General features: G+C 58.5%; 21 protein-coding genes. 11 read left to right on the top strand and 10 right to left on the bottom strand.

Annotated elements, in window-relative coordinates:
- Positions 1–3: 3 nt before the first annotated feature.
- The 3 genes from dut to ALB80_RS11005 all read left to right on the top strand — a co-directional run bounded on the left by dut (position 4) and on the right by ALB80_RS11005 (position 3,599).
- Positions 4–459 (top strand): dUTP diphosphatase, encoded by a 456-nt coding sequence (gene dut, locus ALB80_RS10995; RefSeq protein ID WP_050604111.1) that lies wholly within the window; start codon positions 4–6, stop codon positions 457–459.
- Positions 459–1,508 carry a molybdopterin-synthase adenylyltransferase MoeB gene (locus ALB80_RS11000; protein WP_050604112.1) on the top strand — a complete coding sequence of 350 codons (1,050 nt, stop codon included), beginning with the start codon at positions 459–461 and terminating at the stop codon, positions 1,506–1,508. The genes dut and ALB80_RS11000 overlap by 1 nt, the downstream gene beginning before the upstream one ends.
- A gap of 75 nt (positions 1,509–1,583) precedes the next feature.
- Positions 1,584–3,599 (top strand): M3 family metallopeptidase, encoded by a 2,016-nt coding sequence (locus tag ALB80_RS11005; RefSeq protein WP_050604113.1) that lies wholly within the window; start codon positions 1,584–1,586, stop codon positions 3,597–3,599.
- 2 nt (positions 3,600–3,601) lie between these two features.
- Here ALB80_RS11005 and ALB80_RS11010 read toward each other — a convergent pair whose 3' ends face one another.
- From ALB80_RS11010 to ALB80_RS11035, 6 genes are read right to left on the bottom strand one after another with little or no spacing between them, the layout of a single operon-like run.
- A complete protein-coding gene (locus tag ALB80_RS11010) occupies positions 3,602–4,534 on the bottom strand; it encodes a glyoxylate/hydroxypyruvate reductase A (protein ID WP_050604114.1) in 933 nt (310 codons plus the stop codon).
- Between the two features lie 15 nt (positions 4,535–4,549).
- The gene (rodA, locus tag ALB80_RS11015; protein WP_050604115.1) at positions 4,550–5,689 is read right to left on the bottom strand and encodes a rod shape-determining protein RodA; all 1,140 of its coding nucleotides are present in this window, start codon (positions 5,687–5,689) and stop codon (positions 4,550–4,552) included.
- Positions 5,686–7,635 carry a penicillin-binding protein 2 gene (gene mrdA / locus ALB80_RS11020; RefSeq protein WP_050604116.1) on the bottom strand — a complete coding sequence of 650 codons (1,950 nt, stop codon included), beginning with the start codon at positions 7,633–7,635 and terminating at the stop codon, positions 5,686–5,688. Before mrdA ends, rodA begins: the two co-directional genes overlap by 4 nt.
- Positions 7,632–8,168, bottom strand: a complete 537-nt coding sequence (locus ALB80_RS11025) for a hypothetical protein (RefSeq protein ID WP_050604117.1) — start codon at positions 8,166–8,168, stop codon at positions 7,632–7,634. Before ALB80_RS11025 ends, mrdA begins: the two co-directional genes overlap by 4 nt.
- The gene (gene mreC / locus ALB80_RS11030) at positions 8,161–9,063 is read right to left on the bottom strand and encodes a rod shape-determining protein MreC (RefSeq protein ID WP_050604118.1); all 903 of its coding nucleotides are present in this window, start codon (positions 9,061–9,063) and stop codon (positions 8,161–8,163) included. The genes ALB80_RS11025 and mreC overlap by 8 nt, the downstream gene beginning before the upstream one ends.
- Before the next feature lie 58 nt (positions 9,064–9,121).
- Complete coding sequence (locus ALB80_RS11035; RefSeq protein ID WP_039523195.1) at positions 9,122–10,168, bottom strand: rod shape-determining protein; 1,047 nt, start codon at positions 10,166–10,168, stop codon at positions 9,122–9,124.
- 155 nt (positions 10,169–10,323) lie between these two features.
- Here ALB80_RS11035 and rlmJ point away from each other — a divergent pair, with 155 nt between their 5' ends.
- Positions 10,324–11,109: a 23S rRNA (adenine(2030)-N(6))-methyltransferase RlmJ gene (gene rlmJ, locus ALB80_RS11040; RefSeq protein ID WP_050604119.1), complete on the top strand. Its 786-nt coding sequence runs from the start codon at positions 10,324–10,326 to the stop codon at positions 11,107–11,109.
- Positions 11,110–11,277: 168 nt separating this feature from the next.
- On the opposite strand, the gene ALB80_RS11045 is transcribed toward rlmJ, so the two are convergent.
- On the bottom strand, positions 11,278–12,846 hold the full coding sequence (locus ALB80_RS11045) for a 2-isopropylmalate synthase (RefSeq protein WP_050604120.1): 1,569 nt from the start codon (positions 12,844–12,846) through the stop codon (positions 11,278–11,280).
- A 291-nt stretch (positions 12,847–13,137) separates the two neighbouring features.
- Here ALB80_RS11045 and ALB80_RS11050 point away from each other — a divergent pair, with 291 nt between their 5' ends.
- A complete protein-coding gene (locus ALB80_RS11050) occupies positions 13,138–13,803 on the top strand; it encodes an SDR family NAD(P)-dependent oxidoreductase (protein ID WP_050604236.1) in 666 nt (221 codons plus the stop codon).
- A gap of 4 nt (positions 13,804–13,807) precedes the next feature.
- Here ALB80_RS11050 and ALB80_RS11055 read toward each other — a convergent pair whose 3' ends face one another.
- Positions 13,808–15,286, bottom strand: a complete 1,479-nt coding sequence (locus tag ALB80_RS11055) for an MORN repeat-containing protein (RefSeq protein WP_050604121.1) — start codon at positions 15,284–15,286, stop codon at positions 13,808–13,810.
- 153 nt (positions 15,287–15,439) lie between these two features.
- Here ALB80_RS11055 and ALB80_RS11060 point away from each other — a divergent pair, with 153 nt between their 5' ends.
- The 3 genes from ALB80_RS11060 to ALB80_RS11070 all read left to right on the top strand — a co-directional run bounded on the left by ALB80_RS11060 (position 15,440) and on the right by ALB80_RS11070 (position 19,105).
- Complete coding sequence (locus ALB80_RS11060) at positions 15,440–17,098, top strand: NAD+ synthase (protein WP_050604122.1); 1,659 nt, start codon at positions 15,440–15,442, stop codon at positions 17,096–17,098.
- A 264-nt stretch (positions 17,099–17,362) separates the two neighbouring features.
- Positions 17,363–17,638, top strand: coding sequence for a hypothetical protein (locus ALB80_RS11065; protein WP_050604123.1), 276 nt, complete (start codon positions 17,363–17,365; stop codon positions 17,636–17,638).
- Positions 17,639–17,773: 135 nt separating this feature from the next.
- The gene (locus ALB80_RS11070) at positions 17,774–19,105 is read left to right on the top strand and encodes an FAD-binding oxidoreductase (protein ID WP_050604237.1); all 1,332 of its coding nucleotides are present in this window, start codon (positions 17,774–17,776) and stop codon (positions 19,103–19,105) included.
- Positions 19,106–19,109: 4 nt separating this feature from the next.
- Here ALB80_RS11070 and ALB80_RS11075 read toward each other — a convergent pair whose 3' ends face one another.
- The gene (locus tag ALB80_RS11075; RefSeq protein ID WP_050604124.1) at positions 19,110–20,042 is read right to left on the bottom strand and encodes an MBL fold metallo-hydrolase; all 933 of its coding nucleotides are present in this window, start codon (positions 20,040–20,042) and stop codon (positions 19,110–19,112) included.
- Between the two features lie 116 nt (positions 20,043–20,158).
- On the opposite strand from ALB80_RS11075, the gene ALB80_RS11080 reads away from it, so the two are divergent.
- Positions 20,159–20,593: a DUF1801 domain-containing protein gene (locus tag ALB80_RS11080; RefSeq protein ID WP_050604125.1), complete on the top strand. Its 435-nt coding sequence runs from the start codon at positions 20,159–20,161 to the stop codon at positions 20,591–20,593.
- Between the two features lie 75 nt (positions 20,594–20,668).
- A complete protein-coding gene (gltX, locus tag ALB80_RS11085; RefSeq protein WP_050604126.1) occupies positions 20,669–21,994 on the top strand; it encodes a glutamate--tRNA ligase in 1,326 nt (441 codons plus the stop codon).
- 51 nt (positions 21,995–22,045) lie between these two features.
- Here the strand turns inward: gltX and ALB80_RS11090 are convergent, their stop codons facing one another.
- On the bottom strand, positions 22,046–22,615 hold the full coding sequence (locus ALB80_RS11090) for a gamma-glutamylcyclotransferase family protein (protein ID WP_050604127.1): 570 nt from the start codon (positions 22,613–22,615) through the stop codon (positions 22,046–22,048).
- Positions 22,616–22,708: 93 nt separating this feature from the next.
- Here ALB80_RS11090 and ALB80_RS11095 point away from each other — a divergent pair, with 93 nt between their 5' ends.
- Entirely contained in the window at positions 22,709–23,155 is a 447-nt protein-coding gene (locus ALB80_RS11095) for an Rrf2 family transcriptional regulator (RefSeq protein ID WP_050604128.1), read from the top strand.
- Position 23,156 lies beyond the last annotated feature (1 nt).

The raw sequence follows: 23,156 nt of genomic DNA on the forward strand, positions 1-23,156 counted from the left end.
GGCATGGTTGCAATTCGAGTAATCCGTGAAGACGGAGCAGACCCCGCCGTGGCGCTTCCATCTTATGAAACGTCAGGGGCGGCTGGCGCGGATGTGCGTGCTAATCTACCCGACGGCGTGCCGATAGCTCTGGATCCCGGTCAACGGGCGCTGGTGCCAACCGGCCTGCGCATCGAAATCCCGCAAGGGTATGAGGTTCAGGTTCGGCCCCGCTCGGGTCTAGCATTGAAACACGGGATTACACTGCCCAACACGCCAGGCACCATTGACAGCGATTATCGCGGCCCCTTGGGTGTGATCGTTATGAATGCAGGCCAGGACCGGTTCGAGATCGCCCATGGCGACCGCATTGCGCAGCTTGTGGTCGCGCCGGTCGTGCAGGCCAAGTTTGAACTGACCGGGGTGCTGGGCGATACGGATCGTGGGGCTGGCGGTTTCGGCTCAACCGGGCGCGGCTAATGCTGCTTGTTCTTGGTCTGGCCGCGGGACTTTGGGGTGTTGGCTATATGGCCGGTACGTCAAAAACAGCGCGTGTGGTTTCGGTCAGTGTGCTGTTGGCGGGGGTGATCCTGTCTCATCTTACTCTGCCCGACGGACATCCGCTGCGTCAGGCGACGGGCGGCTCGGCTGCAATGTGGCTGATCCTTGCGGGTTTCGCGGCCATCATTTTGCTATATGGCAGAGTTCTGAAAGCCCTGCGAAATCGCGCGGGGTCAGTTTCAGACCAGGAACCCTCCATGCCCACCGACCGATTTACCGAGACCGAGCTGGACCGCTATGCCCGCCATATCGTATTGCGCGAACTGGGCGGGCCGGGTCAGAAAAAGCTGAAAAAGGCGCGGGTTCTGGTGATTGGCGCGGGTGGTTTGGGTGCCCCTGCTTTGCAATATCTGGCGGCCGCTGGCGTAGGCACAATCGGTGTCATCGATGACGACGTCGTCGAGAACGCCAACCTGCAGCGACAGGTCATTCATCGGGATACAGATATCGGGATGCCCAAGGTTTTTTCGGCTCAGCAAGCGATGGAGGCACAAAACCCGAACGTGGTGGTTCTGCCTTATCATCGCCGGTTGAGCGATGAGATCGCGACCGACCTGTTTGCCGACTTCGATCTGATTCTTGACGGCACCGACAATTTTGAAACCCGCTATCTGGCCAACCGAACGGCTGTTGCGCTGGGCAAGCCATTGATCTCGGGGGCTTTGTCGCAGTGGGAGGGGCAGCTGAGTGTGTTTGACCCGGCCAATAGCAGCCCTTGCTATCAGTGCATTTTCCCCGAAGCTCCGGCCCCCGGATTGGCCCCGTCCTGTTCCGAGGCTGGTGTGATCGGCCCGCTGCCGGGTGTTGTTGGATCAATGATGGCAGTTGAGGCGGTCAAGGTAATCACGGGCGCAGGAATGGCGCTGCGCGGCGAGATGCTGATCTATGACGCGCTGTACGGGGAAAGCCGCAAGATCACTCTGACCCGCCGCGCCGATTGCCCTGTCTGCGGTACCGCAAACGATTAACATTTCTTTACGCAGGCTTGGGGTTCTGGAACACCCGGCCATGGCGACTTAGCTATAGGGTCAAAGGAGATCTGCATGACCAATCCGATCCTGTCCAATTGGACCACCCAATATGAAATCGCGCCTTTCACTGATATCTCGGATGATGATTTCTCGCCTGCGCTGGATAAGGCGATGAATGCGCATAATGCCCAGATTGACGCAATTGCAGCGAATCCAGAGGTGCCTACATTTGCCAACACGGTTGAGGCGCTTGAGGCCGCAGGCGAGCAACTGGACAAGGTTCTGTCGGTCTTTTTCACTGTCGCAGGTGCAGACAGCAATCCCAAGCGGGAAGAGCTGCAACGGGAGTTTTCCCCCAAGCTTTCGGCACATTTTTCGGGCATTTCCTCTAATAAGGCGCTGTTCAAACGCGTTGCCGACCTTTGGACGCGGCGTGATGATCTGAACCTTTCCGAAGAACAGGCCCGCGTGCTGATGCTGACTCATCGGGGTTTCGTGCGCGCTGGTGCAGCTTTGGAAGGGGACGCTGACGCCCGTATGCAAGAGATCAAATCGCGTCTCGCCTCATTGGGCACATCCTTTACGCAGAACCTGTTAGCGGATGAGCGAGACTGGTTCATGGATCTGACCGAAGAGGATTTACAGGGCCTGCCGGAATTTGTCGTGGACGCGGCCCGTGCTGCTGGGCAAGAGAAGGATGCCGAGGGGCCAGTTGTTACCCTGTCGCGGTCATTGATTGTTCCGTTCCTGCAGTTCTCGCCCCGCCGGGACCTGCGTGAAAAGGCCTATCGCGCCTGGGCTGCGCGCGGTGCCAATGGTGGCGAGACTGACAACCGCGACATTGCGGCTGAGATTTTGGTGCTACGCAAGGAACGCGCCAACCTGCTGGGCTATGACACTTTCGCCGATTATAAGCTGGAAACCGAAATGGCCCGCACGCCGGACCGCGTGCGAGATTTGTTGATGCAAGTGTGGGAACCGGCCAAGTCCCGCGCCGATGCCGACGCTGAAATCCTGACGCAGATGATGCAGGAAGACGGCATCAATGGCCCGCTGGAAGCCTGGGATTGGCGTTACTACGCCGAAAAACGGCGCAAGGCGGAACACGATCTGGATGAGGCGGCGTTGAAACCCTACCTGCAACTGGATCGTATGATCGAAGCTTCGTTTGCATGTGCCAACCGGCTGTTCGGGTTGGAGTTCAAACCGTTGGATGTACCGCTCTATCACCCTGACTGCCGAGCTTGGGACGTCACTCGTGACGGGCAGCACATTGCCGTTTTCATCGGTGACTACTTTGCCAGGGGTTCCAAGCGATCTGGCGCGTGGTGCAGCGCGATGCGGGCGCAGGCGAAGTTCCCGATAGTTCAGGCACCGGTTGTCATCAATGTCTGCAACTTCGCCAAAGGTGAACCCGCCTTGCTGTCTTACGATGACGCGCGGACGCTGTTCCATGAATTCGGCCATACCCTGCATCAGATGCTGTCCGATGTGACCTATGAAAGCATCTCGGGCACGTCCGTGGCGCGCGATTTCGTCGAACTGCCCAGCCAGCTTTACGAACACTGGTTGGAAGTGCCCGAGGTTCTGGCCGAGTTTGCGACACATGCCGAAACGGGCGAACCGATGCCGCAAGAGATGCTGCAAAAGGTACTAAACGCCGCCAATTTCGATCAAGGGTTCCAGACAGTTGAATATGTCGCCTCGGCCCTTGTTGATCTGGCATTCCACGACGGTGAGGCACCGGCAGATCCGATGGCAAGACAGGCCGAAGTTTTGGCGGAATTGGGGATGCCGCGTGCCATCGGAATGCGCCACGCGACCCCGCATTTTGCGCATGTCTTTGCGGGTGATGGCTATAGCTCGGGTTATTACAGCTACATGTGGTCCGAGGTGATGGATGCAGATGCCTTTGCCGCCTTTGAAGAGGCGGGTGGTGCCTTTGATCCGGAACGTGCCAAGGCGCTAGAGGACAATATCCTGTCCACCGGCGGGTCGCGCGAGGCGGAAGACCTGTATCTGGCGTTCCGGGGTCGATTGCCGGGTGTGGACGCCCTGTTGAAGGGCCGCGGCTTGATCGCGGCCTGAGTTCAGTAGCCCAGAGTGCGATCCACCAGATGCACAAAGGGTTCACCGGCCTCGCCACGTCGGATGTTTTCGCAAATGACCTGCGCGGCTGTGACCGGGCGGGTTTCGGATGCGATGTGAGGGGTCACAGTGACGTTCGGATGCGCCCAATAGGGGTGATCGGCGGGTAGGGGCTCGACACGGAACACGTCCAGCGTCGCGTGGCCGACCTGCCCCGTGTTCAGGGCATCCAATAGCGCCTCGTCGTCGATCAGCGGGCCGCGACCCGGGTTAATGATCCGCGCACCCTTGGGCAGCAAGGCCAGCGTTTCGGCGTTCAGCGCGTTTTCTGTGGCGGGGGTATCGGGCAGCAACAGCGCCACGATCTCGGCCTGAGAAAGCGCTTGGCGGAGCCCTTCGTGGCTATGCAGGCAGGTCACACCGGGGATGTCCTTGGCGGTGCGGCTCCAACCGGTGACTTGAAAGTTAAGCGCCGCCAGCGCACGGGCTGCGGCTTCGCCCAAGGCGCCAAGGCCAAGAATGCAGACATTGCGGTCTTGGGCCAATGGAATTGCGTCCGGGGCCCATACGCCATCCTGTACGGTGATGTGCCGGTCCATCCTCAGATGATAGCGCAGCACGTGGCCAACCACCCATTCAGTCATGCCTTGCGTTAGGCCATGATCCACCATCCGGGCCAGCGGAACGGTCAGCGTTTCATTATCCGCGATCTTTTCGACCCCGGCCCAGAGACTCAGTACCGCTTTCAGACGCGTGAAGGGTGCAAAATCCAGCAACCCGCCATTTGGAGCGTAGATTACGTAATCGACTTGATCCGGTTCAAAATCCGTTCCAAGCCGGACGTCCACACCGGCCTCATCAAGATATTGCGTCAGCAGGGGTTCATACACAGGCCAAAGGGCAGGGCGCGCAGAAAACAGGACGTTTACGGACATCAGGGGCCTTTCAAATCAGCGGGGACGGTGGATATGTGCGCTTTGGACGATGCCAAATGCGGCCATCAGAACCAACATGGCCGAGCCGCCATAGCTGACCATTGGCAGCGGCACGCCGACGACTGGGGCCATGCCCATCACCATCGACATGTTGACAGCAAAGAACAGGAAGAAGTTCAATGCAATGCCCAGAGTGACCAGTGAAGAAAACCGATCCTTGGTTGCCAATGCTGTGACCATACAGAACAAAAGGATCAGCGCGTAGAGGATCAACAGCGTGATACCGCCGACAAATCCGAACTCTTCCGCCAGCGTCGTGAAAATGAAGTCGGTGTGCTTTTCAGGCAGAAAGTTCAACCGGGACTGTGTCCCTTGCATGAACCCGCGCCCGTTCCAGCCGCCGGACCCAAGGGCGATCTTGGACTGAGTGATATGGTACCCCGCGCCCAATGGATCGGTCGAAGGGTCAAGAAACGTGTCTATGCGGCGAAACTGATAGTCCTTGAGTAACTGCCACTCGGTTCCTCGGCTATTGAACACAGTGGCGATCAACCCCACAACCGCTGCGATAACGGCTGCGAAATAGGCCCAGTGGACACCTGCGAGAAACATCAATCCTCCACCTGCGGCCAACAATAGGATCGACGTACCAAGGTCCGGCTGTTTCAGAACCAACAAGGTGGGCAGGATGATCAGCGCCACCGGGATAAAAACCCATAGCGGGCGAGAGGTCTTGTGCGACGGCAACCAGTCGTAATAGGCCGCCAGAACCATGACCAGCGCGACCTTCATGACTTCTGAGGGTTGCAGACGCATGAAACCTAGGTCAATCCACCGTTGCGCGCCCATACCGATGGTCCCGAACAGTTCAACAAACACCAGCAATGCGACTGAGCCCAGATAGGCCAGAACGGACATGTTGCGCCAGAACCAGATCGGCACCAGCGCAATGATGAACATCGCAGTCAAGCCAAGTCCGAAACGTTCCATTTGCGGCTCGGCCCAGGGTGTCCACGACCCGCCAGCGACCGAATACAGCATCAGGAACCCCGCACTGGCCGTGCTGATCAGCAGCAGGGTCAGCGGCCAGTTCATGTACAGGAATTTGCGAAACCCCGACGGCGTGGATTTGACCGCATATTCAAGATAACTCATGCGCGGTCCTTTCCGTCCGGACGCGCTTTGGGCCGACGGTCGCCTTCAAGCCGTTTTTGCTGTTCCTTGATACGCTCGCGATCCGCAACGGGGTACGCATCGAGAGGAGGCGTGCCGTCATAGAGCGCTTGAAGCATGATATCCCGCGCCACGGGGGCCGCGGCCTTGGACCCGCCGCCGCCATGTTCAACCACGACCGCAATGGCGTATTTGGGTTTGTCGTACGGGGCAAAACTGACGAACAGCGCGTGGTCGCGGCGTTCCCAGGGCAGATCCTCGTTACGGATCACACCGGCGGCACGTTCGGCTTTTGTGATATTTCGCACCTGGCTGGTGCCGGTTTTACCCGCCATGCGGAAATCTTCCGCGATAATGCGGCTGCGATAAGCCGTACCGCGACGGTCGTTCGAAACAGACCACATCGCGTCGCGGATATATTTGAGATTGGTGGGGCTGATCTCAAGAGGTTCACCCGCACCGCTGGGCTGCTCAACCCCGTTGACAGATCGCACCAGACGGGGCGAGACCGCGCGTCCTGTGGCGATCCGAGCGGTCATCAACGCCAATTGCATGGGCGAGGCCAGCATGAATCCCTGCCCGATCGACGCATTGGCGGTATCGCCGCTAAGCCACTCTTGGCCATGGACCCGTTGTTTCCATTCCTGATTGGGTGCCAACCCGGCGCGCACGGCAGACATGGGGATGTTGTGCTTGATGCCAAGCCCCAAGGTGCGCGACATGTCGGAAATTCTATCGATCCCAACCTTCAAGGCCACGTCGTAATAATAAACGTCGCAACTGCGCTTCAATGATGTATTGAGGTCCACCATGCCATGTCCGCCGCGCTTCCAGCAGTGGAAGCGGCGGCTGCCGACTTTCAGATGGCCGGGGCAGTAAACGGTGTTGCCGGGGCCGATGACACCGGCCTCAAGTGCGGCCAGCGCGGTAACCATCTTAAAGGTCGAACCCGGCGGATAAGTGCCCTGGACCGTCTTATTCGCCAGCGGGCGGTACTTGTCCTGCGTCAGCATCCGGTAGTCCGCGACCGAGATACCACGCACGAACAGGTTTGGATCGAAACTGGGCGCAGAGGCCATCGCACGCAAGTCACCGGTTTCACAATCGATCACAACAGCGGCGGCGCTTTCCCCGGCCAGACGGGCCTGTGCGTATTGCTGCAGGTCTGCGTCGACAGACAGCTGCAAGTCGGCTCCGGGTTGGCCTTCTTGCCGGTCCAGCTCGCGCATGACACGACCGGTCGCGTTGACCTCGACACGCTTGGCGCCGGCCTTGCCGCGCAAAGAAATTTCTTGCTTCGCCTCAAGACCCACCTTGCCAATCTGAAATCGGGGGATTCGCAGAACGGGTTCAGGGTCTTCGATCAGGCTGAGGTCGTAATCACTGACCGGCCCGACATAACCAACGATATGGGCGAAATCCTCATAGCGTGGATATTGTCGCGTCAGACCTACTTCGGGTGTGACACCCGGTAGCGCCGGGGCGTTGACGGCAACTTTCGATATGTCTTCCCACGTGACCTGATCGGCCAGCGTGACCGGCAGGAACGGGGCCGAACGGCGCATCTCGGTCCGGGCCCGTTCGATCTCGTCATCATTCAGCGGGATCAGTTCGGACAATTTGCTGATCACCTGGTCCACATCACCTGCATCTTCGCGCACTATGACGATGCGGTACGAGGGCGAGTTCTGCCCAATGATCTGCCCGTTGCGGTCGTAGATTCGCCCGCGGTTCGGGGGGATCAGGCGGATGTTGATGCGGTTTTCCTCGGCCAGCAGGCGATATTCATCGGCCTGGTCCACTTGCATGAACCGCATACGTGCTGCCAGCCCGCCAACAAAGGCCGCTTGCAGACCACCCAGTAGCAGTGCCCGCCTTGGCAGGCGTTTATAGGCCAGACCCTGAGACTTGGGCTTGCGCGGTTTCATGCCCGACCTCCTACGGCACCGGCATCCGACGCAGACATGCGACGAACTCCGAACACGCCTTGGCTCAGTGCCACAAGGATCGGATAGCAGGCAAGTGTCAGCACGAGTTGGATCAATACGGGCCACAGCGCGGCCTGTTGCACGGACAAGATTGAAAGAATGACTCTGTTCACCAGAAAGACACCTGTGATGACCACGCCAACGGACATCCATTCACCGATAAAACCGGTATCTTTCATACCCGGCGCCGCCGAGCGCAGATAGGCTGATCCAAAGACAACCAACGCTGCCAAAAGGCCAGGTGGGCGTTGCAGTAGAAGATCCGCCATCAGCATGACGAAAGCAACCAGCAGGGTTGGGACATAGTCGGGGCGACGCAGCACCCAGGCAAAGGTCAGGGCAATCAGAACGTCAGGAAAGGGCCAACGGTCGGGTTGTGCATCCAACGGCAACAAGTGCAGGAACAGCACCACAAAGGCCAGCGCCGCATAAAGGCCACGCATGGCCCAGTTATGTGAGGTGGGCTTATCCATCGCTCAGCTCTTCGGGCGACAGGGCGACTTCGGGGCGGGTGGGGCCGACGATCCCGCCGGGATCTTGAATGGTCGGGGCCGAGTTGAACCGCAGAACCCGCAGAAACTCCAGCCGTTCGAAATCGGCCGACAAACGCACGCGCAATCGACCACCCGGGTCCGATGCGATCTGACCGACCAGCAATCCGGCCGGAAACACGCCGCCGTCGCCGGAAGTAATGACGCGATCTCCGGGACGAACCAGTTCACGGTTTTCAAGGAACTCGACCACGGGTGCCGACGTGTTGTCCCCTTTGATCAACGCGGTCTGGCCCGAGGGCTGGATGGTTGCGGGGATGGCGCTGGTGGCATCTGTCACCAGAATAACGCGGGCGGTGTCCGGGCCAACGCCCGATATACGCCCAACCAAGCCGATGCCATCCATCGTGGCCCATCCATCGACGATGCCGTCGCGTTGACCCACATTCAGCAAAACAGATTGCCGGAAGGGCGAGCCGCTGTCAGCCATCACAACACCGGTGATATAGGTCAGACGTGGGTCAAGCCGCACATTGTTCAGATCGAGCAGCCGCGCGTTTTCCTGTTCCAGTTGCAGCGCCGCTTCTTTCCAGGCGCGCATCAGGCGCAATTCGCTGCGCAGCTCACGGTTTTGTTCGCTCAGGCGCTGATAGCTTTGGAAATCGCGTACAAGGTTCACGGCGGCGGTCACGGGAACCATGGCCCATTCCATCGAAGGAACCACAGCATCCACCACCTGCGCGCGGAACCGTTCTACGCGCGGACTGTCGATACGCCAGACCAGAAAGATTCCCAAAAGGCACAGGATAACGATGCCCAGCAGCAAGCGCCGCAAGGGGGTTGTGTAGTCATCGCGCTGTGATCGGTCTTTTGCCACAGGTTACCTTCCCGTGCTGCTCGTGCCGAATTTACCCTATGTGCAAAGGGTGCGCGCCTTAGCTTTCGTAGTCAATTGCATGGCGCAGCTGTTTTTCATATTCTAGCGCCTTACCGGTGCCCAAAGCCACACAATTCAGGCTTTCGTCGGCAATCGACACGGCCAGACCGGTCTGTTCACGCAGGGCCAGATCCAGATCACCCAGCAGCGCACCGCCGCCGGTCAGCATCACGCCCCGGTCCACAATGTCCGCAGCCAAATCGGGAGGAGTGGTTTCCAGAGCGGTCATCACCGCCTCGCAAATCTGCTGAACAGGTTCCGAGAGCGCTTCGGCAACCTGCGCCTGGCTGATCTCGATTTCTTTGGGCACACCGTTCAACAAGTCGCGCCCACGGATGTGCATCGACTGACCACGGCCATCATCTGGCATACGGGCGGTGCCGATGGTGGTCTTGATCCGTTCTGCCGTGGATTCACCGACCAACAGGTTCTGCTGACGGCGCAGGTACGAGATGATTGCTTCGTCCATACGGTCTCCACCAACGCGGACCGAGCGGGCGTAAACGATGTCACCCAGCGACAAAACCGCAACTTCGGTTGTACCACCACCGATATCGACGACCATGTTGCCGGTCGGGTCGGTGATCGGCATACCCGCGCCGATCGCCGCTGCAATCGGTTCTGCAATGAGGCCCGCGCGACGCGCGCCTGCGGACAGAACCGACTGACGGATTGCGCGTTTTTCAACCGGGGTCGCACCATGAGGCACGCAGACGATGATTTTGGGTTTTGAGAAGGTCGAACGTTTGTGCACCTTGCGGATGAAGTGCTTGATCATCTCTTCCGCCGTGTCGAAGTCGGCAATCACGCCTTCGCGCATCGGGCGGATGGCTTCGATCGAACCGGGGGTCCGGCCCAGCATCAGCTTGGCGTCTTCGCCGACAGCGAGAACTTTTTTCACACCGTCCTTGACGTGGTAGGCAACCACCGAGGGTTCAGACAGGATGACACCGCGCCCCTTGACGTAAACCAGCGTGTTTGCTGTTCCAAGGTCGATAGCCATGTCCGCTGTGAACAGGCCGCCCAGATTGCCAAAGATCCCCATGTTTCCCCTGATCCTGTATGTCGGTTTTTCTACTGCCCGCGACTCGACGGTTCCGGGACGGATGACTTATAGGGTGCCATCACGCCCGGTAAAAGGGCTGATTCCGCGACAATCAGCACCTTTCCGCCTTATTGAATGGGACTTTAGAAGGCAAAATGCTCTCTTATCAACACATTTACCACGCCGGCAATCTGGCTGATGTCCAAAAGCACGCTTTACTGGCGTGGGTGCTGAATTATTTGACGCGCAAGGACAAGCCGCTCAGCTATGTCGAAACGCATTCCGGGCGGGGCTTGTACAAGCTGGATGCGGCCGAGGCCGTGCGCACCGGAGAGGCGGCTGCAGGGATTCAGCGGGCACGGCAAGAAGGGTGGTTCGGACCGGACCATCCGATGGCGCAGGTTTTGGAAAACGTGCAGGCCCGTCACGGCGTTTCCGCTTATCCGGGCTCACCTCTGGTTGCGGCCAATCTGCTGCGGGATCAGGACAGCCTGCATTTTGCAGAGTTGCATCCGCAGGAACATGCGGCTCTGGCTTTGGCCATGTCGCCCTATGGGGCCAGGGTTTACCAGCAAGACGGTTTTGCGCTGGCGCAGTCATTGCTTCCACCTACACCGCGCAGGGGAATGATGCTGATCGACCCGAGTTACGAGGTCAAAACCGATTATGACCGCTTGCCCGGGATCATCGCCAAGCTGCACCGCAAGTGGAATGTCGGGGTCATCGCGCTGTGGTATCCAATCCTGATGGACAAGCGCCACCTGCCCATGATCCGCGCGCTGAAGTCGCAAAGCTACCCCAAAGCAGCCTGTCACGAGGTGACGTTCCCTCCGGTTCGTGAAGGGCATCGGATGATCGGATCTGGGATGTTCATCATCAACGCCCCGTTTAGCATCGAAGATGAAATGGACCGTCTGTCCGCTTTGTTCGGCCGGCTTTGAACAAAGGTTTGGTGAACCGTACCGGCGGCTCCCTCCTCGTTGGGCTGCATCAAAGATGCTGTCAAACAAATTGGGCCCGGCGGCGCGTCTATGGCGCGCTGCCGGGCCCAAAACCCAAGAAGGGCCGGCGAAGCCGGGCCGCCGCGGATGCGGGAGCCCCTGGGCCGTTCAGGTCAGATCTTTGTAGCTGATCTCACGCGCGTCTGCGCCCGGACCGGCCTTTTCTCGACGCATGATCAGGCGGTTCAATGCATGGATATATGCTTTGGCCGAGGCAACGACCGTGTCTGTATTGGCCGACTGACCTGTAGCGATCATGCCGTCCTCGCTCAGGCGAACAGAAACGGTGGCCTGCGCATCGGTGCCTTCGGTGACCGCGTTCACCTGATACAGCTGCAGCCGTGCTGTATTAGGATAGATTGCCCGGATCGCTTTGAAGGTCGCGTCCACCGGTCCGTCACCATGTTCAGTGGCGACAATGTCCTTGCCGTCCATTTCCAATTCAACGGTCGCTTCCGCCTGACCACCCGTGCCGCAGGTCACTTTCATCGAGACAAGCTGCAGGAAGTCATCGTGTTCATCCATCGTCATCAACGCGATCAGGTCGTCGTCAAACACCTCTTTCTTGCGATCAGCCAGATCCTTGAACCGCACAAAGATGTCTTTGAGTTGGTTGTCACCGACCTCAAAACCCAAAGTCTCAAGCTTGTCGCGCAGCGCTGCGCGGCCCGAGTGTTTGCCCAACGGCAGAGATGTGCCGGAGAGGCCAATGTCCTCGGGGCGCATGATTTCAAAGTTTTCGCGGTTCTTGAGCATCCCGTCCTGATGGATGCCGCTTTCATGGGCAAAGGCGTTCTTGCCGACGATGGCCTTGTTGAACTGCACGCTGAAGCCCGACACGGTCGCCACCCTGCGCGAGATGTGCATGATCTTGGTGGTGTCGATACCGGTGTGCCACGGCATGATGTCATTGCGGGTGCGCAGGGCCATGACGACCTCTTCCAACGCTGTGTTGCCAGCACGTTCGCCCAGCCCGTTGATGGTGCATTCGATCTGGCGCGCGCCTCCTGCGACGGCGGCCAGCGAGTTCGCGGTCGCCATGCCAAGGTCATTGTGGCAGTGGGTGGCGAAGATTACTTCATCCGCGCCTGGAACCGTTTCGATCAGGCGTTTGATCAGGTCAGCAGACTCTACGGGCGCGGTATATCCCACGGTGTCGGGGATGTTGATCGTGGTTGCCCCGGCCTTGATCGCAATCTCGATCACGCGGCACAGATAGTCCCACTCTGTCCGGGTCGCATCCATCGGCGACCACTGAACGTTTTCGCACAGGTTGCGCGCGTGGCTGACTGTTTCGTGAATCTTTTCGGCCATTTCATCCATTGTCAGGTTTGGAATGGCGCGGTGCAGCGGAGAGGTGCCGATGAAGGTGTGAATCCGGTTCTTTTCGGCGTGTTTCACCGCTTCCCAACAACGATCAATGTCGGCGAAATTGGCGCGGGCCAGACCGCAGATGCGGCTGTTCTTCGCGCGTTGGGCAATCTCGGATACCGCTTTGAAGTCACCTTCGGACGCAATTGGAAAGCCGGCTTCGATGATGTCGACGCCCATCTCGTCCAGAAGCTCGGCGATTTCCAGCTTTTCGTCATGGGTCATGGTGGCGCCGGGGCTCTGCTCGCCGTCGCGCAAAGTGGTGTCAAAGATCAAGACGCGGTCTTGGTCGGTCACGTTGGTCATGGGAATCTCTTTCTTGTCTGTCCTAAAGCCTTATTGGCGCGCTGGCGTCCTCCTCTGAGCGGGCGCGCCGGATGGCACGCTCAGAGGCGGATTAGGATCAGTAGGCCACGCAGAGACGCACCGCGCAGGGCGGTGTCGGCACAATGGATATTTGCATGGTTGATCATGGGATTGAGGTTATACAGAGCCCGTCGGGAATGAAAAGACCAATTTGCGCCCAAGAGGTCATCCACTGGCATTCTCATTCCAGCCCAACTTGATTGTGCCATCTGCGCAGCTAGCTGGATGCAGATGAAAACAGCATTGATCATCGGAGCCTCGGGCGGAATTGGCGCAGCGGTCCGCACCATCTTGGAAACGCAGGGCATTTCGGTGACGGGCCTGTCGCGGTCATTGGACGGGTTCGATCTAACTGATCCGGATCACGCTTTGCAGATACTTGATGGGCAGGCAGGCCCGTTTGACTTGATTCTGGTCGCGTCCGGGGCGTTGGAGATCGAAGGGGCTGCGCCGGAAAAGACAATTCGTGCGGTTTCGGCCAAGGCGATGATGGATCAGTTTGCCCTTAACACGGTTGGTCCGGCTTTAGTCCTGAGCCGGTCGCATAAGCTGTTGCCCCGCAAGGGACGATCGGTTTTCGCGGTCCTGTCGGCGCGGGTGGGGTCCATAGGGGACAATCGGATGGGGGGCTGGATCAGCTACCGGGCCGCCAAGGCCGCGGTTAATCAGGTTGTTCATACCGCGGCCATCGAGCTATCGCGCACGCATAAACAGGCGATTTGCGTCGCCCTGCACCCGGGAACCGTGAAAACTGCGTTCACACAGAAATACCTGAACCGGCATCCCGCTGTAGAGCCTGAAGACGCCGCTCAGAATCTGTTGTCCGTGATCAGTGGGCTCACACCGACAGATACCGGCGGGTTTTTCGATTGGGCCGGGCATCCCGTTCCTTGGTGAGGGCTTACCCGTCGGATGCCTCGGGCGCTTCGGCTGGATCATCAGGCGCAGGCTGTGGATCTTGATCATCTGATTCGCTTTGCTGTTCAGAAGCCTCGCCCGGCAACACTCCGTTTTCCCAGATGCCGGTTTCTTCCTGCCCATTGGCATAGCGCATCGTACCGCTGCCCTGCCGTTTGTTGTCGACAAAGTTGCCTTCATACACATCGCCGTTTGAATAGGTGGCGACGCCCTCGCCTTCGATCTTGCCCTCGGACCAGTCGCCTACGAATTTGAACCCGGCAGGGGTCACAATTTCCCCTTTGCCATGCCGTTTTCCGTTCAGGAAATCACCAGTATAGACTGTCCCGTCGGAATAGGTCGCTTTGCCCTTGCCCTGCCGAACACCATCGATCCATTCACCGTCATAGACCGACCCGTCCGCACGTGTCACCACACCCTTGCCGTGGCTTTGCGCGTTCTTGAACTGGCCCTTGTAGATCATACCGTTGGCATAGGTGGCCGTGCCCTGACCCTCGATCACGCCCGCAATCCAATCGCCTTCATAGGTTGACCCATCGGGATACGTGATGCGGCCGGTCCCCTCGGCCAGATCAGCAACAAAATCGCCAACGTAGACCGAGCCATCGGGATAGGTCAGCTCTCCCAAGCCTTCGATCTGTCCTTGGTTCCAGTCGCCGGTATACACAAATCCATCCGTACCGGTGAACGTGCCCTTGCCCTGACGGCGATCATCGACAAAATCGCCTTCATATACGTCGCCTTGCGCGTGGGTCACTTTGCCTTTGCCCTGACGGCGCCCTTCCACCAGATCACCTTCGTATACATCGCCATTGGCATAGGTCAGACGACCGGTGCCTGTGATCTGATCCTGAGCCCATTCACCGGAATAGATCATGCCGTCGGGCATGGTTTGCATGCCTGTGCCATTGCGCAAGCCAGCACTGACATCACCTTCATACACACTGCCATCTGCATAAGTGATTTTGGCCTTACCTTGCCGCTGACCATCAACCCAGTCGCCATCATAGATGTATCCGTCGGGATAGGTCAGAACGCCTTTGCCGTGCCGCTGGGCGTTTTTGAACTCACCTTCATAGCGTGTGCCGTTTGCAAATTCGGCAACACCAGTGCCGTTGATCGACCCGTTGGACCATTCACCGTCATAGCTGCTGCCATTGGCGTAGACGATCTTGCCGCGCCCTTCCGGCTGGCCCTTGGCAAAACTGCCTTCATAGATCGATCCGTCGGGATAGCGGGTGACGCCCTGGCCTTGAATCTCGCCCTCGACCCATTGGCCAGTATATTCAAACCCGTTGGGCAGCCGGTATGTTCCCGTCCCGTGGCGCAACCCGTTTTCATAGGTGCCTTCATAGACACCGCCAACCTCGTCATCCTTTACGATGACAGTTCCGTCCTGAGCAAACGCCGTCGCAGCCAGACTCATCCCCGCTGCCAGAATCGTGTATCGGATTACGTTCATTTTTATCCTGCCTGCCGGGTCATCGCTGGTTGCATCTTTGCACGCAAAACTAGGATACCGTCGAGGGCAGGGCAACGGCTTTTGCCGCATTGGCCTTTTACTCGCGCGGTGATCTGCTAAATGGCAATAGGACTGACGAGGCAAGAGGGCAGCATGGCCGACCGTTTCCGCATCACTTTGGCGCAACTGAACCCGACTGTGGGCGACATCGAAGGCAACGCAGCCAAGGCCGTTTCCGCGTGGGAGAAAGGCAAGGCAGCCGGTGCTGATCTGGTGGCCTTTCCCGAGATGTTCATCACCGGGTACAACACGCAGGATTTGGTCCAGAAGCCGGTGTTTCACCGTGCAGCCATGGAGGCGGTCGAGGCGTTGGCCAAGACGTGTTCAGACGGCCCAGCGATTTCCATAGGCGCGCCCTGGTCCGAAGAGGGCAAACTGTTCAATGCCTACCTGATCCTCAAGAACGGGCGGATCACCAGCAAGGTTTTGAAACATCATCTGCCGAACGAAACCGTGTTTGACGAAGTGCGCCTGTATGATGCCGGTCCTCTAGGCGGGCCCTATTCAGTTGGAAACTTCCGAATTGGCAGCCCAATCTGCGAGGATGGCTGGCACCCGGACGTGGCGGAAACACTCGAAGAAACCGGGGCCGAGTTTTTGCTGATCCCCAACGGATCGCCCTATTTCCGCGACAAATACGACGTGCGCCTCAACCATATGGTGGCACGGGTGGTCGAAACAGGTTTGCCACTGATCTATCTCAACATGGTTGGCGGGCAGGACGATCAGGTCTTTGACGGGGCCAGCTTTGGCCTGAATCCGGGCGGAGAGCTGGCCTTTCGGATGCCTGTATTTGACGAAACTGTCTCTCAGGTTGACGTTGAGCGTGGTGACGATGGTTGGCGGATCGTGACTGCCGAAATTGTTCCTCAGCCAAGTGTGTGGGAGCAGGATTATCGCGCGATGGTGCAATCGCTGCGCGACTATATGGGCAAGACGGGTTTCAAAAAGGCGCTTCTGGGCCTGTCTGGGGGCGTCGATTCCGCGCTGGTGGCGGCAATCGCGGTCGATGCTATCGGGGCTGACAACGTGCGTTGCGTGATGTTGCCGTCGGAGTACACCAGCCAGGCCTCGCTTGACGATGCAGAAGCCGTCGCCAAGGCATTGGGCGTGCACTACGATTTTGTGTCGATTTCCGAAGGCCGGGCAGCGGTAACAAATACTTTGGCCCCTTTGTTCGAAGGTTTGGACGACGGGCTGACCGAGGAAAACATTCAGTCCCGCCTGCGCGGGCTGCTGCTGATGGCGATCTCGAACAAGTTCGGTGAAATGCTGTTGACCACCGGCAACAAATCCGAGGTCGCAGTGGGGTATGCCACGATCTATGGGGACATGAACGGCGGCTATAACCCGATCAAAGACCTGTACAAAACGCGCGTGTTTGAAACGTGCCGCTGGCGCAATGCCAATCATCGCGACTGGATGATGGGCCCCGAGGGCGAGGTGATCCGCCCCTCGGTCATCGACAAACCGCCAAGCGCAGAGTTGCGGGAAGATCAGAAAGACAGCGACAGCCTGCCAGATTATCCGGTGTTGGACGGTATCCTTGAGATCCTTGTCGATCAGGATGGATCCATCGCCGATTGCGTTGCGGCCGGGTATGACGAAGCAGAGGCGCAGCGGGTCGAGCACCTGATCTATATCAGTGAATACAAGCGGTTCCAGTCCGCACCAGGGACGCGCCTTAGCAAGCGGGCGTTCTGGCTGGATCGGCGCTATCCAATTGTGAATCGCTGGCGCGATCGGACCTGAGTTTCGGGTTTGAGTTGAAGCCTGCGGAAACAGTACCTAACCCTCAGGGTGATTGTGCCTATTTCGTGGGAAATGAGGTTTGATTTGAGGCGGTTACAGCTGTCTCAGTCTTGTTTTTGTGACATTTTTCTGCCACATTTTTGCTTGGAAGTTGCCCGATGTGGGGCGGATGCGGCGCATTTCTAAGTGGTACACGTAGTTTCGGTTCTAGGTACGTGCGGCGCATCCCGGGTTGGATGTCTGAGTGAATGGTGTGGTGTTACAATGTACAAGGAATATGATAACTCGCTTCATGGTCCGATGCGATTTCGGACCATGGAATCTCCACCGCAAGATGTGGATGAAGAAAAACTGGATGCGGCAATTGCCGGCCTTCTGGACGAACAGCGGGAATTGGATGAGCAAGCTGCGCTCCATTTCCGAACCGAGTTTCCGAGACTGCTGCCTCAGAAGGAAGTGACAGCACAAACACCTAGCAAACAAAGCGGGTTGTCCGCGATATTGCGCCAGAAATGGGCTGAGCTGTCGGGCGCAGCATAGCACAGCTTTAGCGACGCAGGTGTTGGTGTCTGGGCCACAGGCGCCAAAATACTGTAGCGATGTCTTAGATTCATATTGCTTAAATGCCATTAGCGGGTCTCCATGCCGGTCCGAGTGACCTTGTATGATCTGCTGATGACCGCGCCCAAGCCGACCCCTGTAGAATCCGAATTGGCCCTTCCCAAAGCAGTAGATGTTGTTGTCATTGGCGGCGGCATCATTGGGACGTCCACCGCGTTGGAACTGGCAGAGCGTGGTGCGTCTGTCCTTTTATGTGAAAAAGGCCAGATCGCGGCCGAACAAAGCTCGCGCAACTGGGGTTGGGTGCGTCTGGGAATGCGCGACCCCAGGGAAATCCCTCTGATGCAAGAGGCTTTGCGCATCTGGCAATCGCTGGACGAACGTCTTGGGCGCAAAACGGGCTATACCCAATCCGGCATCCTGTTTGGGGCGTCTGGCAAACGGGACATCGGCAATCTGAAGCGGTGGATGCAGCATGTGGAGGGCTTGCAGACGGGTGCCCGGATGGTGTCTGGGGATGAGCTTGCAGATTTGCTGCATGGGCATCAAACGGGTCTGGAAACAGCGCTTTTCATGCCGCAGGAGGGTCGGGCCGAGCCGCAATGGGTTGCTCCCGCAATTGCCGAAGCTGCACGAGCCCGGAGCGCCGTGGTCATGACGCAGTGTGCCGTCCGCAGTGTGGAAACCAAGGATGGGCGCATATCCGGTGTCTTTACAGAGCGTGGAAAAGTGAACTGTAAGCATGTCGTTCTGGCGGGGGGCGCGTGGTCGCGGTTGTTTGCCGGGAATGCGGGGATCGAGTTGCCGCAACTTAAGATTCTGAACACGGTTCTGCGCACGTCCCCCCTGCAAGAGGGGCCTGGGCCTGCCCTTTGGTCCGACGACTTTGCGATCCGCAAGCGGGCCGATGGCGGTTACTCAATCGCGTCCGGCCACGAAAACACCGTGGACATCGTACCTGACAGTTTTCGCTTGGCGCGGCAATTTCTGCCTGCCTTTGCGCTGGAGTGGAAATCTCTGCGTTTCCGTCTGTCCAAGCGCTGGGCCATCGAAGCGAGGCAAGATCGAAGTTGGTTGCCAACCGATGTGACGCCCTTCGAAAAGTGCCGGATACTGGACCCTGAGCCATCACAAAGGGATTTGCGCCAGGCTTGGGCCAGCGCCTGCAAAGGGTTTCCTGCACTGCTAAACGCTGAGGTTATTCAAAGCTGGGCGGGTATGATCGATGTGACCCCGGATGCGATTCCTGTAATTTCGGGCGTGGACGAATTGCCGGGAATGTACATTGCCACAGGGTTTTCCGGCCACGGTTTTGGAATCGGACCTGGCGCAGGGCGATTGATGGCTGATCTGGTTGCCGAAACAACGCCTTGTGTGGACCCGGCTGCCTTTCGCCTGTCGCGATTCACCGACGGGTCAAAAGTGCGACCGGATCCGGGGTACTGACAGCTTAACCCATCATCTGGTAGCTGACCGGGACAAAGCGGAAGCCTTCTCCGCGCGCCTCAACATAGCCGGCACCGGGGAAGGGCATGTGATAGCCGACCATCGGCACCTTGTCGGCAGCCAGCATGCCAAGCACTTTGCGGCGCGCGGCGGTTGCGGCGGCCTTGTCCATATCGAACCGGACCTCCCATTCCGGATGAGCGAAAGACCAGACATAGTGGTTGGCCAGATCCGCGGTCAGCACAAGACGCTGTCCGTTGCTTTCCAGATGGTAGACCGTGTGACCCGGAGTGTGGCCGAAAGCGGCAACTGCGGTGATGCCCGATGCGACCTCGCCCCCATCCTCGACAAAGGTCATCTTCTCGGCCAGCGGCGTGACTTTTTCAGCGACCAGATCACCGACACGATTGCCTGCATCCTGAGCTGCCCAGAAATCATATTCCGAAGCGGCCGTCACATAGCGTGCATTGGCGAAAGTGGGCGCACCATCGGTCGTCATGCCGCCGATATGGTCGGGGTGCATATGTGTGATCACAACCACATCGACCTGGTCCGGGGTCACGCCTGCATCGGCCAACGCGGCCTGAATGCCACCTTGCCCCAGACCGGTGTCAAACAGAACCAGTTCCGAGCCTGTGTTGACCAGTGATGGGGTAAAGAAGAACTGAGCGGCGTCTGCCGGAATGAAGTTTTCCGCCGAAACTTTGGCGAATTCTTCGTCCGTCGCTCCGCCGCCGAAAATCTCTTTGGCTCCGTCGCGTGGAAAGCTGCCATCCAGCAGGGTCGTGACTGTGAAGTCGCCAACATGAAGTGACTTGGCGATGGTCGAGTTTGCTTTGGTTTCCGGGCTTGCGGCCAGAACCGGTGCGGCTGCAGTTGCAAACGGCAAGGCAGCAGCAGTTCCCAAGGCGGCGCGGCGTGTGAGTTTAATCGTCATCTTCGTTCTCCCTGTCAGGACATCATTGGTTTAATTAGGGCGTCGTGAGTCTCTTGCCAGCTTATACGCCATCCAGATGGGGTGCGTGGATGAACATTACGTGTTAATTTTTGTTCATGGCGCGATCAGGCAACAAGACCCTTCCAACAGATCAAAGCGTTGCGGATTTCCTCGCGACGGTCCAACCGACGCGCCGCGCCGAAGAGGCACGTTCGCTGGACAAACTGTTTCGCGCCACCACCGGTTTTGCACCGGTCATGTGGGGCCCGTCGATCATCGGGTATGGCCGCTACCACTATCGCTACAAATCCGGTCGCGAGGGAGACTTTCTGGCAACCGGGTTTTCCCCCCGCAAATCAGCGCTGGTGATCTACATCATGCCGGGTTACGCAGATTTCGGGGAAATCATGACCAGATTGGGAAAGCACAAGCTGGGTAAATCCTGTCTCTATGTGAACAAGCTGGCGGATATCGACACGGGTGTTTTGTCTGAGTTAATCCGTGCCGGATTGGACGATCTGAACAGGTTGGGGCCAGTGGAACCTGTCTGAATCACCTGATTGACCAAGCGGCGGCTGGACAAAATCGCCCCTATGTGACAAGAGCCGCGCCAACAGGAGACACCCATGACAACCACCCGTTTTGCCCCGTCGCCCACCGGATACATCCACGTGGGCAACCTGCGCACCGCCCTGATGAACTATCTGATCGCCCGCAAGTCGGGCGGTACGTTCATTCTGCGTATTGACGACACCGACCCCGAACGCTCGAAAGAAGAATATGTCGATGCCATCAAGCAGGACCTGGAATGGCTGGGGCTGCATTGGGATAAGGTCGAGCGTCAGTCGGACCGACTGGACCGCTATGCTGAAGCTGCGGACAACCTGCGTGAGATGGGCCGGTTTTATGAGGCGTTTGAGACGCCGACCGAGCTGGACCTGAAGCGCAAGAAGCAACTGAACATGGGCAAACCGCCAGTCTATGACCGCGCCGCGCTGAACCTGTCGGAAGCCGAGAAAGAGGCGTTGCGGGCCGAGCGTGGCAGTGGCGTCTGGCGCTTCAAGCTGGATCACGAGCGGATCGACTGGACTGATGGAGTTCTGGGCGACATTTCGATCGACGCGGCTTCGGTATCAGATCCGGTTCTGATCCGGGGTGATGGTCAGGTGCTTTATACGCTGGCCTCCGTGGTGGACGACACCGAAATGGGCGTGACCGATGTGGTGCGTGGCTCGGACCATGTGACCAATACCGCGACCCAGATTCAGATCATCGAGGCGTTGGGCGGCACCTGCCCCCGATTTGCGCACCATTCGCTGTTGACCGGTCCGCAGGGCGAGTCGCTATCGAAACGTTTGGGGACGTTGGCACTGCGCGACCTGCGCGAGCAAGGCGTACAGCCAATGGCGCTGCTGAGCCTGATGGCGCGGCTGGGCTCGTCTGATCCGGTCGAGCTGCGTTCGGACATGGCCGAGCTGATCGACGGGTTCGACATCACGCGCTTTGGTGCTGCGCCGACCAAGTTCGACGAGCAGGACCTGTTCCCGCTGACAGCCAAGCATCTGCAATCACTGCCGCTGGCCGATGTGTCCGATGCCGTATCGGGTGCAGGTGTTCCGGCAGAACTGGCCGAGCCGTTCTGGGCCATGGCGCGCGAGAACATTACCACTCTGGCCGATCTTAAGGGCTGGTGGTCGCTGTGCCGCGACGGGGCCGAGCCGCTGATCGCCGATGAAGACCAAGAGTTCATCGCCGAGGCGATGGCTTTGCTGCCCGAAGGCCCGTTCGATGGTGAGAGCTGGGGCACCTGGACCAAGGCCGTTAAGGAGGCGACAGGCCGCAAAGGCAAAGGCCTGTTCATGCCGCTGCGCAAAGCGCTGACCGGTATGGAGCGCGGGCCGGAAATGGCCGCTCTGTTGCCGCTGTTGCAGGTGATCCGCGCGCGCGGCTAACCTGATTGAGAGATGCAGAATGGGGCCGTGCCAGTGGCGCGGCCCCTTTTGTTATGAGGGCAGGTCTTTCCGGACAGACAAGCCAGATAGTCGATCATCGACAAAATCCCGCTCAGCAGGTTGGAGTTGTTGGTGACGCGGATAACGCGGTTCGGCGCGATCATTCAGAATCGGGGCGTCCCAACCACTGGTTGTTGCGAAGAACCGGTCCGCGCCGTCCACTCCAAACGCTCGCAAATAACCCTGCACGACAACGTCGATGTAACTGAGTAGTAGCGGATGGTGGTTGCTGGGCGCGTTGTGCCGGTCATGGGGCACTGCGTAAACCGCGATTTCGACTTCATGCGTCAGCGGATGTGAAATGGCGTCAGTCGCGGGAATCCGGTCATAGGCCCATTCCCGCTGATCCAGAGCGATCCAGTCGTTTTTCGGTACATGGGCGATCATACCTTCGATCTCGGACCCTGCATCCGGCACTGCGGTCAGAAAGGCCACGGGGCGCAGGTCGGTGTGCCGCCATGCCCGTTTCCAGCCTTTCAGTTTTGCTGGGCGCGGGTCGGGAAAATCATGGGTGGCGAGGTTCACAAGGCTGCCATAGCCAAAGAAATAGGGGTCGGGCATGGATAAGGCGTCCTTTTGATCGATTGATGTATGTCAAACCGCTTTTTTCCCGGACATGCAATAAGGTTGCATCTTGAATTCAGGGAGGCCCTCATGCGGATTACCAAACGGACGAATATCGCTGTGCGCCTGTTGATGTATTGCGCAGCGCACCCGGACAGGCTGGTCACCAAGTCGGAAATTGCCGAAGTGTGCAATATTTCGGAAAACCATCTGGCGCAGGTGATCAACCAGCTGAGCCAGTTGGATTATCTGAGCACGCAACGGGGACGCAATGGCGGCATGTCGCTGGCACGCCCGGCTGATGAAATTCGGATTGGCGCAGTGTTCCGGCACGTTGAGGGAGCCTTGCCCATTGCCGAGTGTTTTGCGGATGCGGACAACACCTGTCCCTTGACGGATGCCTGCCGCTTGCGGCTGGCGCTACAGGACGCGGCCGAGGTGTTTTATGCCTCTCTCGATGATGTTTCGCTGGATGCGCTGGTCTGTGACAATGATCCGTTGCTGAAACTTCTGCAGCCCGTGGCTTGTGTGCGCTGAG

It is taken from the genome of Ruegeria sp. 6PALISEP08 (genome assembly GCF_001238295.1).
GTDB lineage: Bacteria > Pseudomonadota > Alphaproteobacteria > Rhodobacterales > Rhodobacteraceae > Ruegeria.

What these genes read in the sequence shown, in the direction of transcription:
- dut (WP_050604111.1), top strand. Translation starts at nt 4, where the DNA reads ATGGTTGCAATTCGAGTAATCCGTGAAGACGGAGCAGACCCCGCCGTG.
- ALB80_RS11000 (WP_050604112.1), top strand. Translation starts at nt 459, where the DNA reads ATGCTGCTTGTTCTTGGTCTGGCCGCGGGACTTTGGGGTGTTGGCTAT.
- ALB80_RS11005 (WP_050604113.1), top strand. Translation starts at nt 1,584, where the DNA reads ATGACCAATCCGATCCTGTCCAATTGGACCACCCAATATGAAATCGCG.
- ALB80_RS11010 (WP_050604114.1), bottom strand. Translation starts at nt 4,534, where the DNA reads ATGTCCGTAAACGTCCTGTTTTCTGCGCGCCCTGCCCTTTGGCCTGTG.
- rodA (WP_050604115.1), bottom strand. Translation starts at nt 5,689, where the DNA reads ATGAGTTATCTTGAATATGCGGTCAAATCCACGCCGTCGGGGTTTCGC.
- mrdA (WP_050604116.1), bottom strand. Translation starts at nt 7,635, where the DNA reads ATGAAACCGCGCAAGCCCAAGTCTCAGGGTCTGGCCTATAAACGCCTG.
- ALB80_RS11025 (WP_050604117.1), bottom strand. Translation starts at nt 8,168, where the DNA reads ATGGATAAGCCCACCTCACATAACTGGGCCATGCGTGGCCTTTATGCG.
- ALB80_RS11035 (WP_039523195.1), bottom strand. Translation starts at nt 10,168, where the DNA reads ATGGGGATCTTTGGCAATCTGGGCGGCCTGTTCACAGCGGACATGGCT.
- rlmJ (WP_050604119.1), top strand. Translation starts at nt 10,324, where the DNA reads ATGCTCTCTTATCAACACATTTACCACGCCGGCAATCTGGCTGATGTC.
- ALB80_RS11045 (WP_050604120.1), bottom strand. Translation starts at nt 12,846, where the DNA reads ATGACCAACGTGACCGACCAAGACCGCGTCTTGATCTTTGACACCACT.
- ALB80_RS11050 (WP_050604236.1), top strand. Translation starts at nt 13,138, where the DNA reads ATGAAAACAGCATTGATCATCGGAGCCTCGGGCGGAATTGGCGCAGCG.
- ALB80_RS11055 (WP_050604121.1), bottom strand. Translation starts at nt 15,286, where the DNA reads ATGAACGTAATCCGATACACGATTCTGGCAGCGGGGATGAGTCTGGCT.
- ALB80_RS11060 (WP_050604122.1), top strand. Translation starts at nt 15,440, where the DNA reads ATGGCCGACCGTTTCCGCATCACTTTGGCGCAACTGAACCCGACTGTG.
- ALB80_RS11065 (WP_050604123.1), top strand. Translation starts at nt 17,363, where the DNA reads ATGTACAAGGAATATGATAACTCGCTTCATGGTCCGATGCGATTTCGG.
- ALB80_RS11070 (WP_050604237.1), top strand. Translation starts at nt 17,774, where the DNA reads ATGACCGCGCCCAAGCCGACCCCTGTAGAATCCGAATTGGCCCTTCCC.
- ALB80_RS11075 (WP_050604124.1), bottom strand. Translation starts at nt 20,042, where the DNA reads ATGACGATTAAACTCACACGCCGCGCCGCCTTGGGAACTGCTGCTGCC.
- ALB80_RS11080 (WP_050604125.1), top strand. Translation starts at nt 20,159, where the DNA reads ATGGCGCGATCAGGCAACAAGACCCTTCCAACAGATCAAAGCGTTGCG.
- gltX (WP_050604126.1), top strand. Translation starts at nt 20,669, where the DNA reads ATGACAACCACCCGTTTTGCCCCGTCGCCCACCGGATACATCCACGTG.
- ALB80_RS11090 (WP_050604127.1), bottom strand. Translation starts at nt 22,615, where the DNA reads ATGCCCGACCCCTATTTCTTTGGCTATGGCAGCCTTGTGAACCTCGCC.
- ALB80_RS11095 (WP_050604128.1), top strand. Translation starts at nt 22,709, where the DNA reads ATGCGGATTACCAAACGGACGAATATCGCTGTGCGCCTGTTGATGTAT.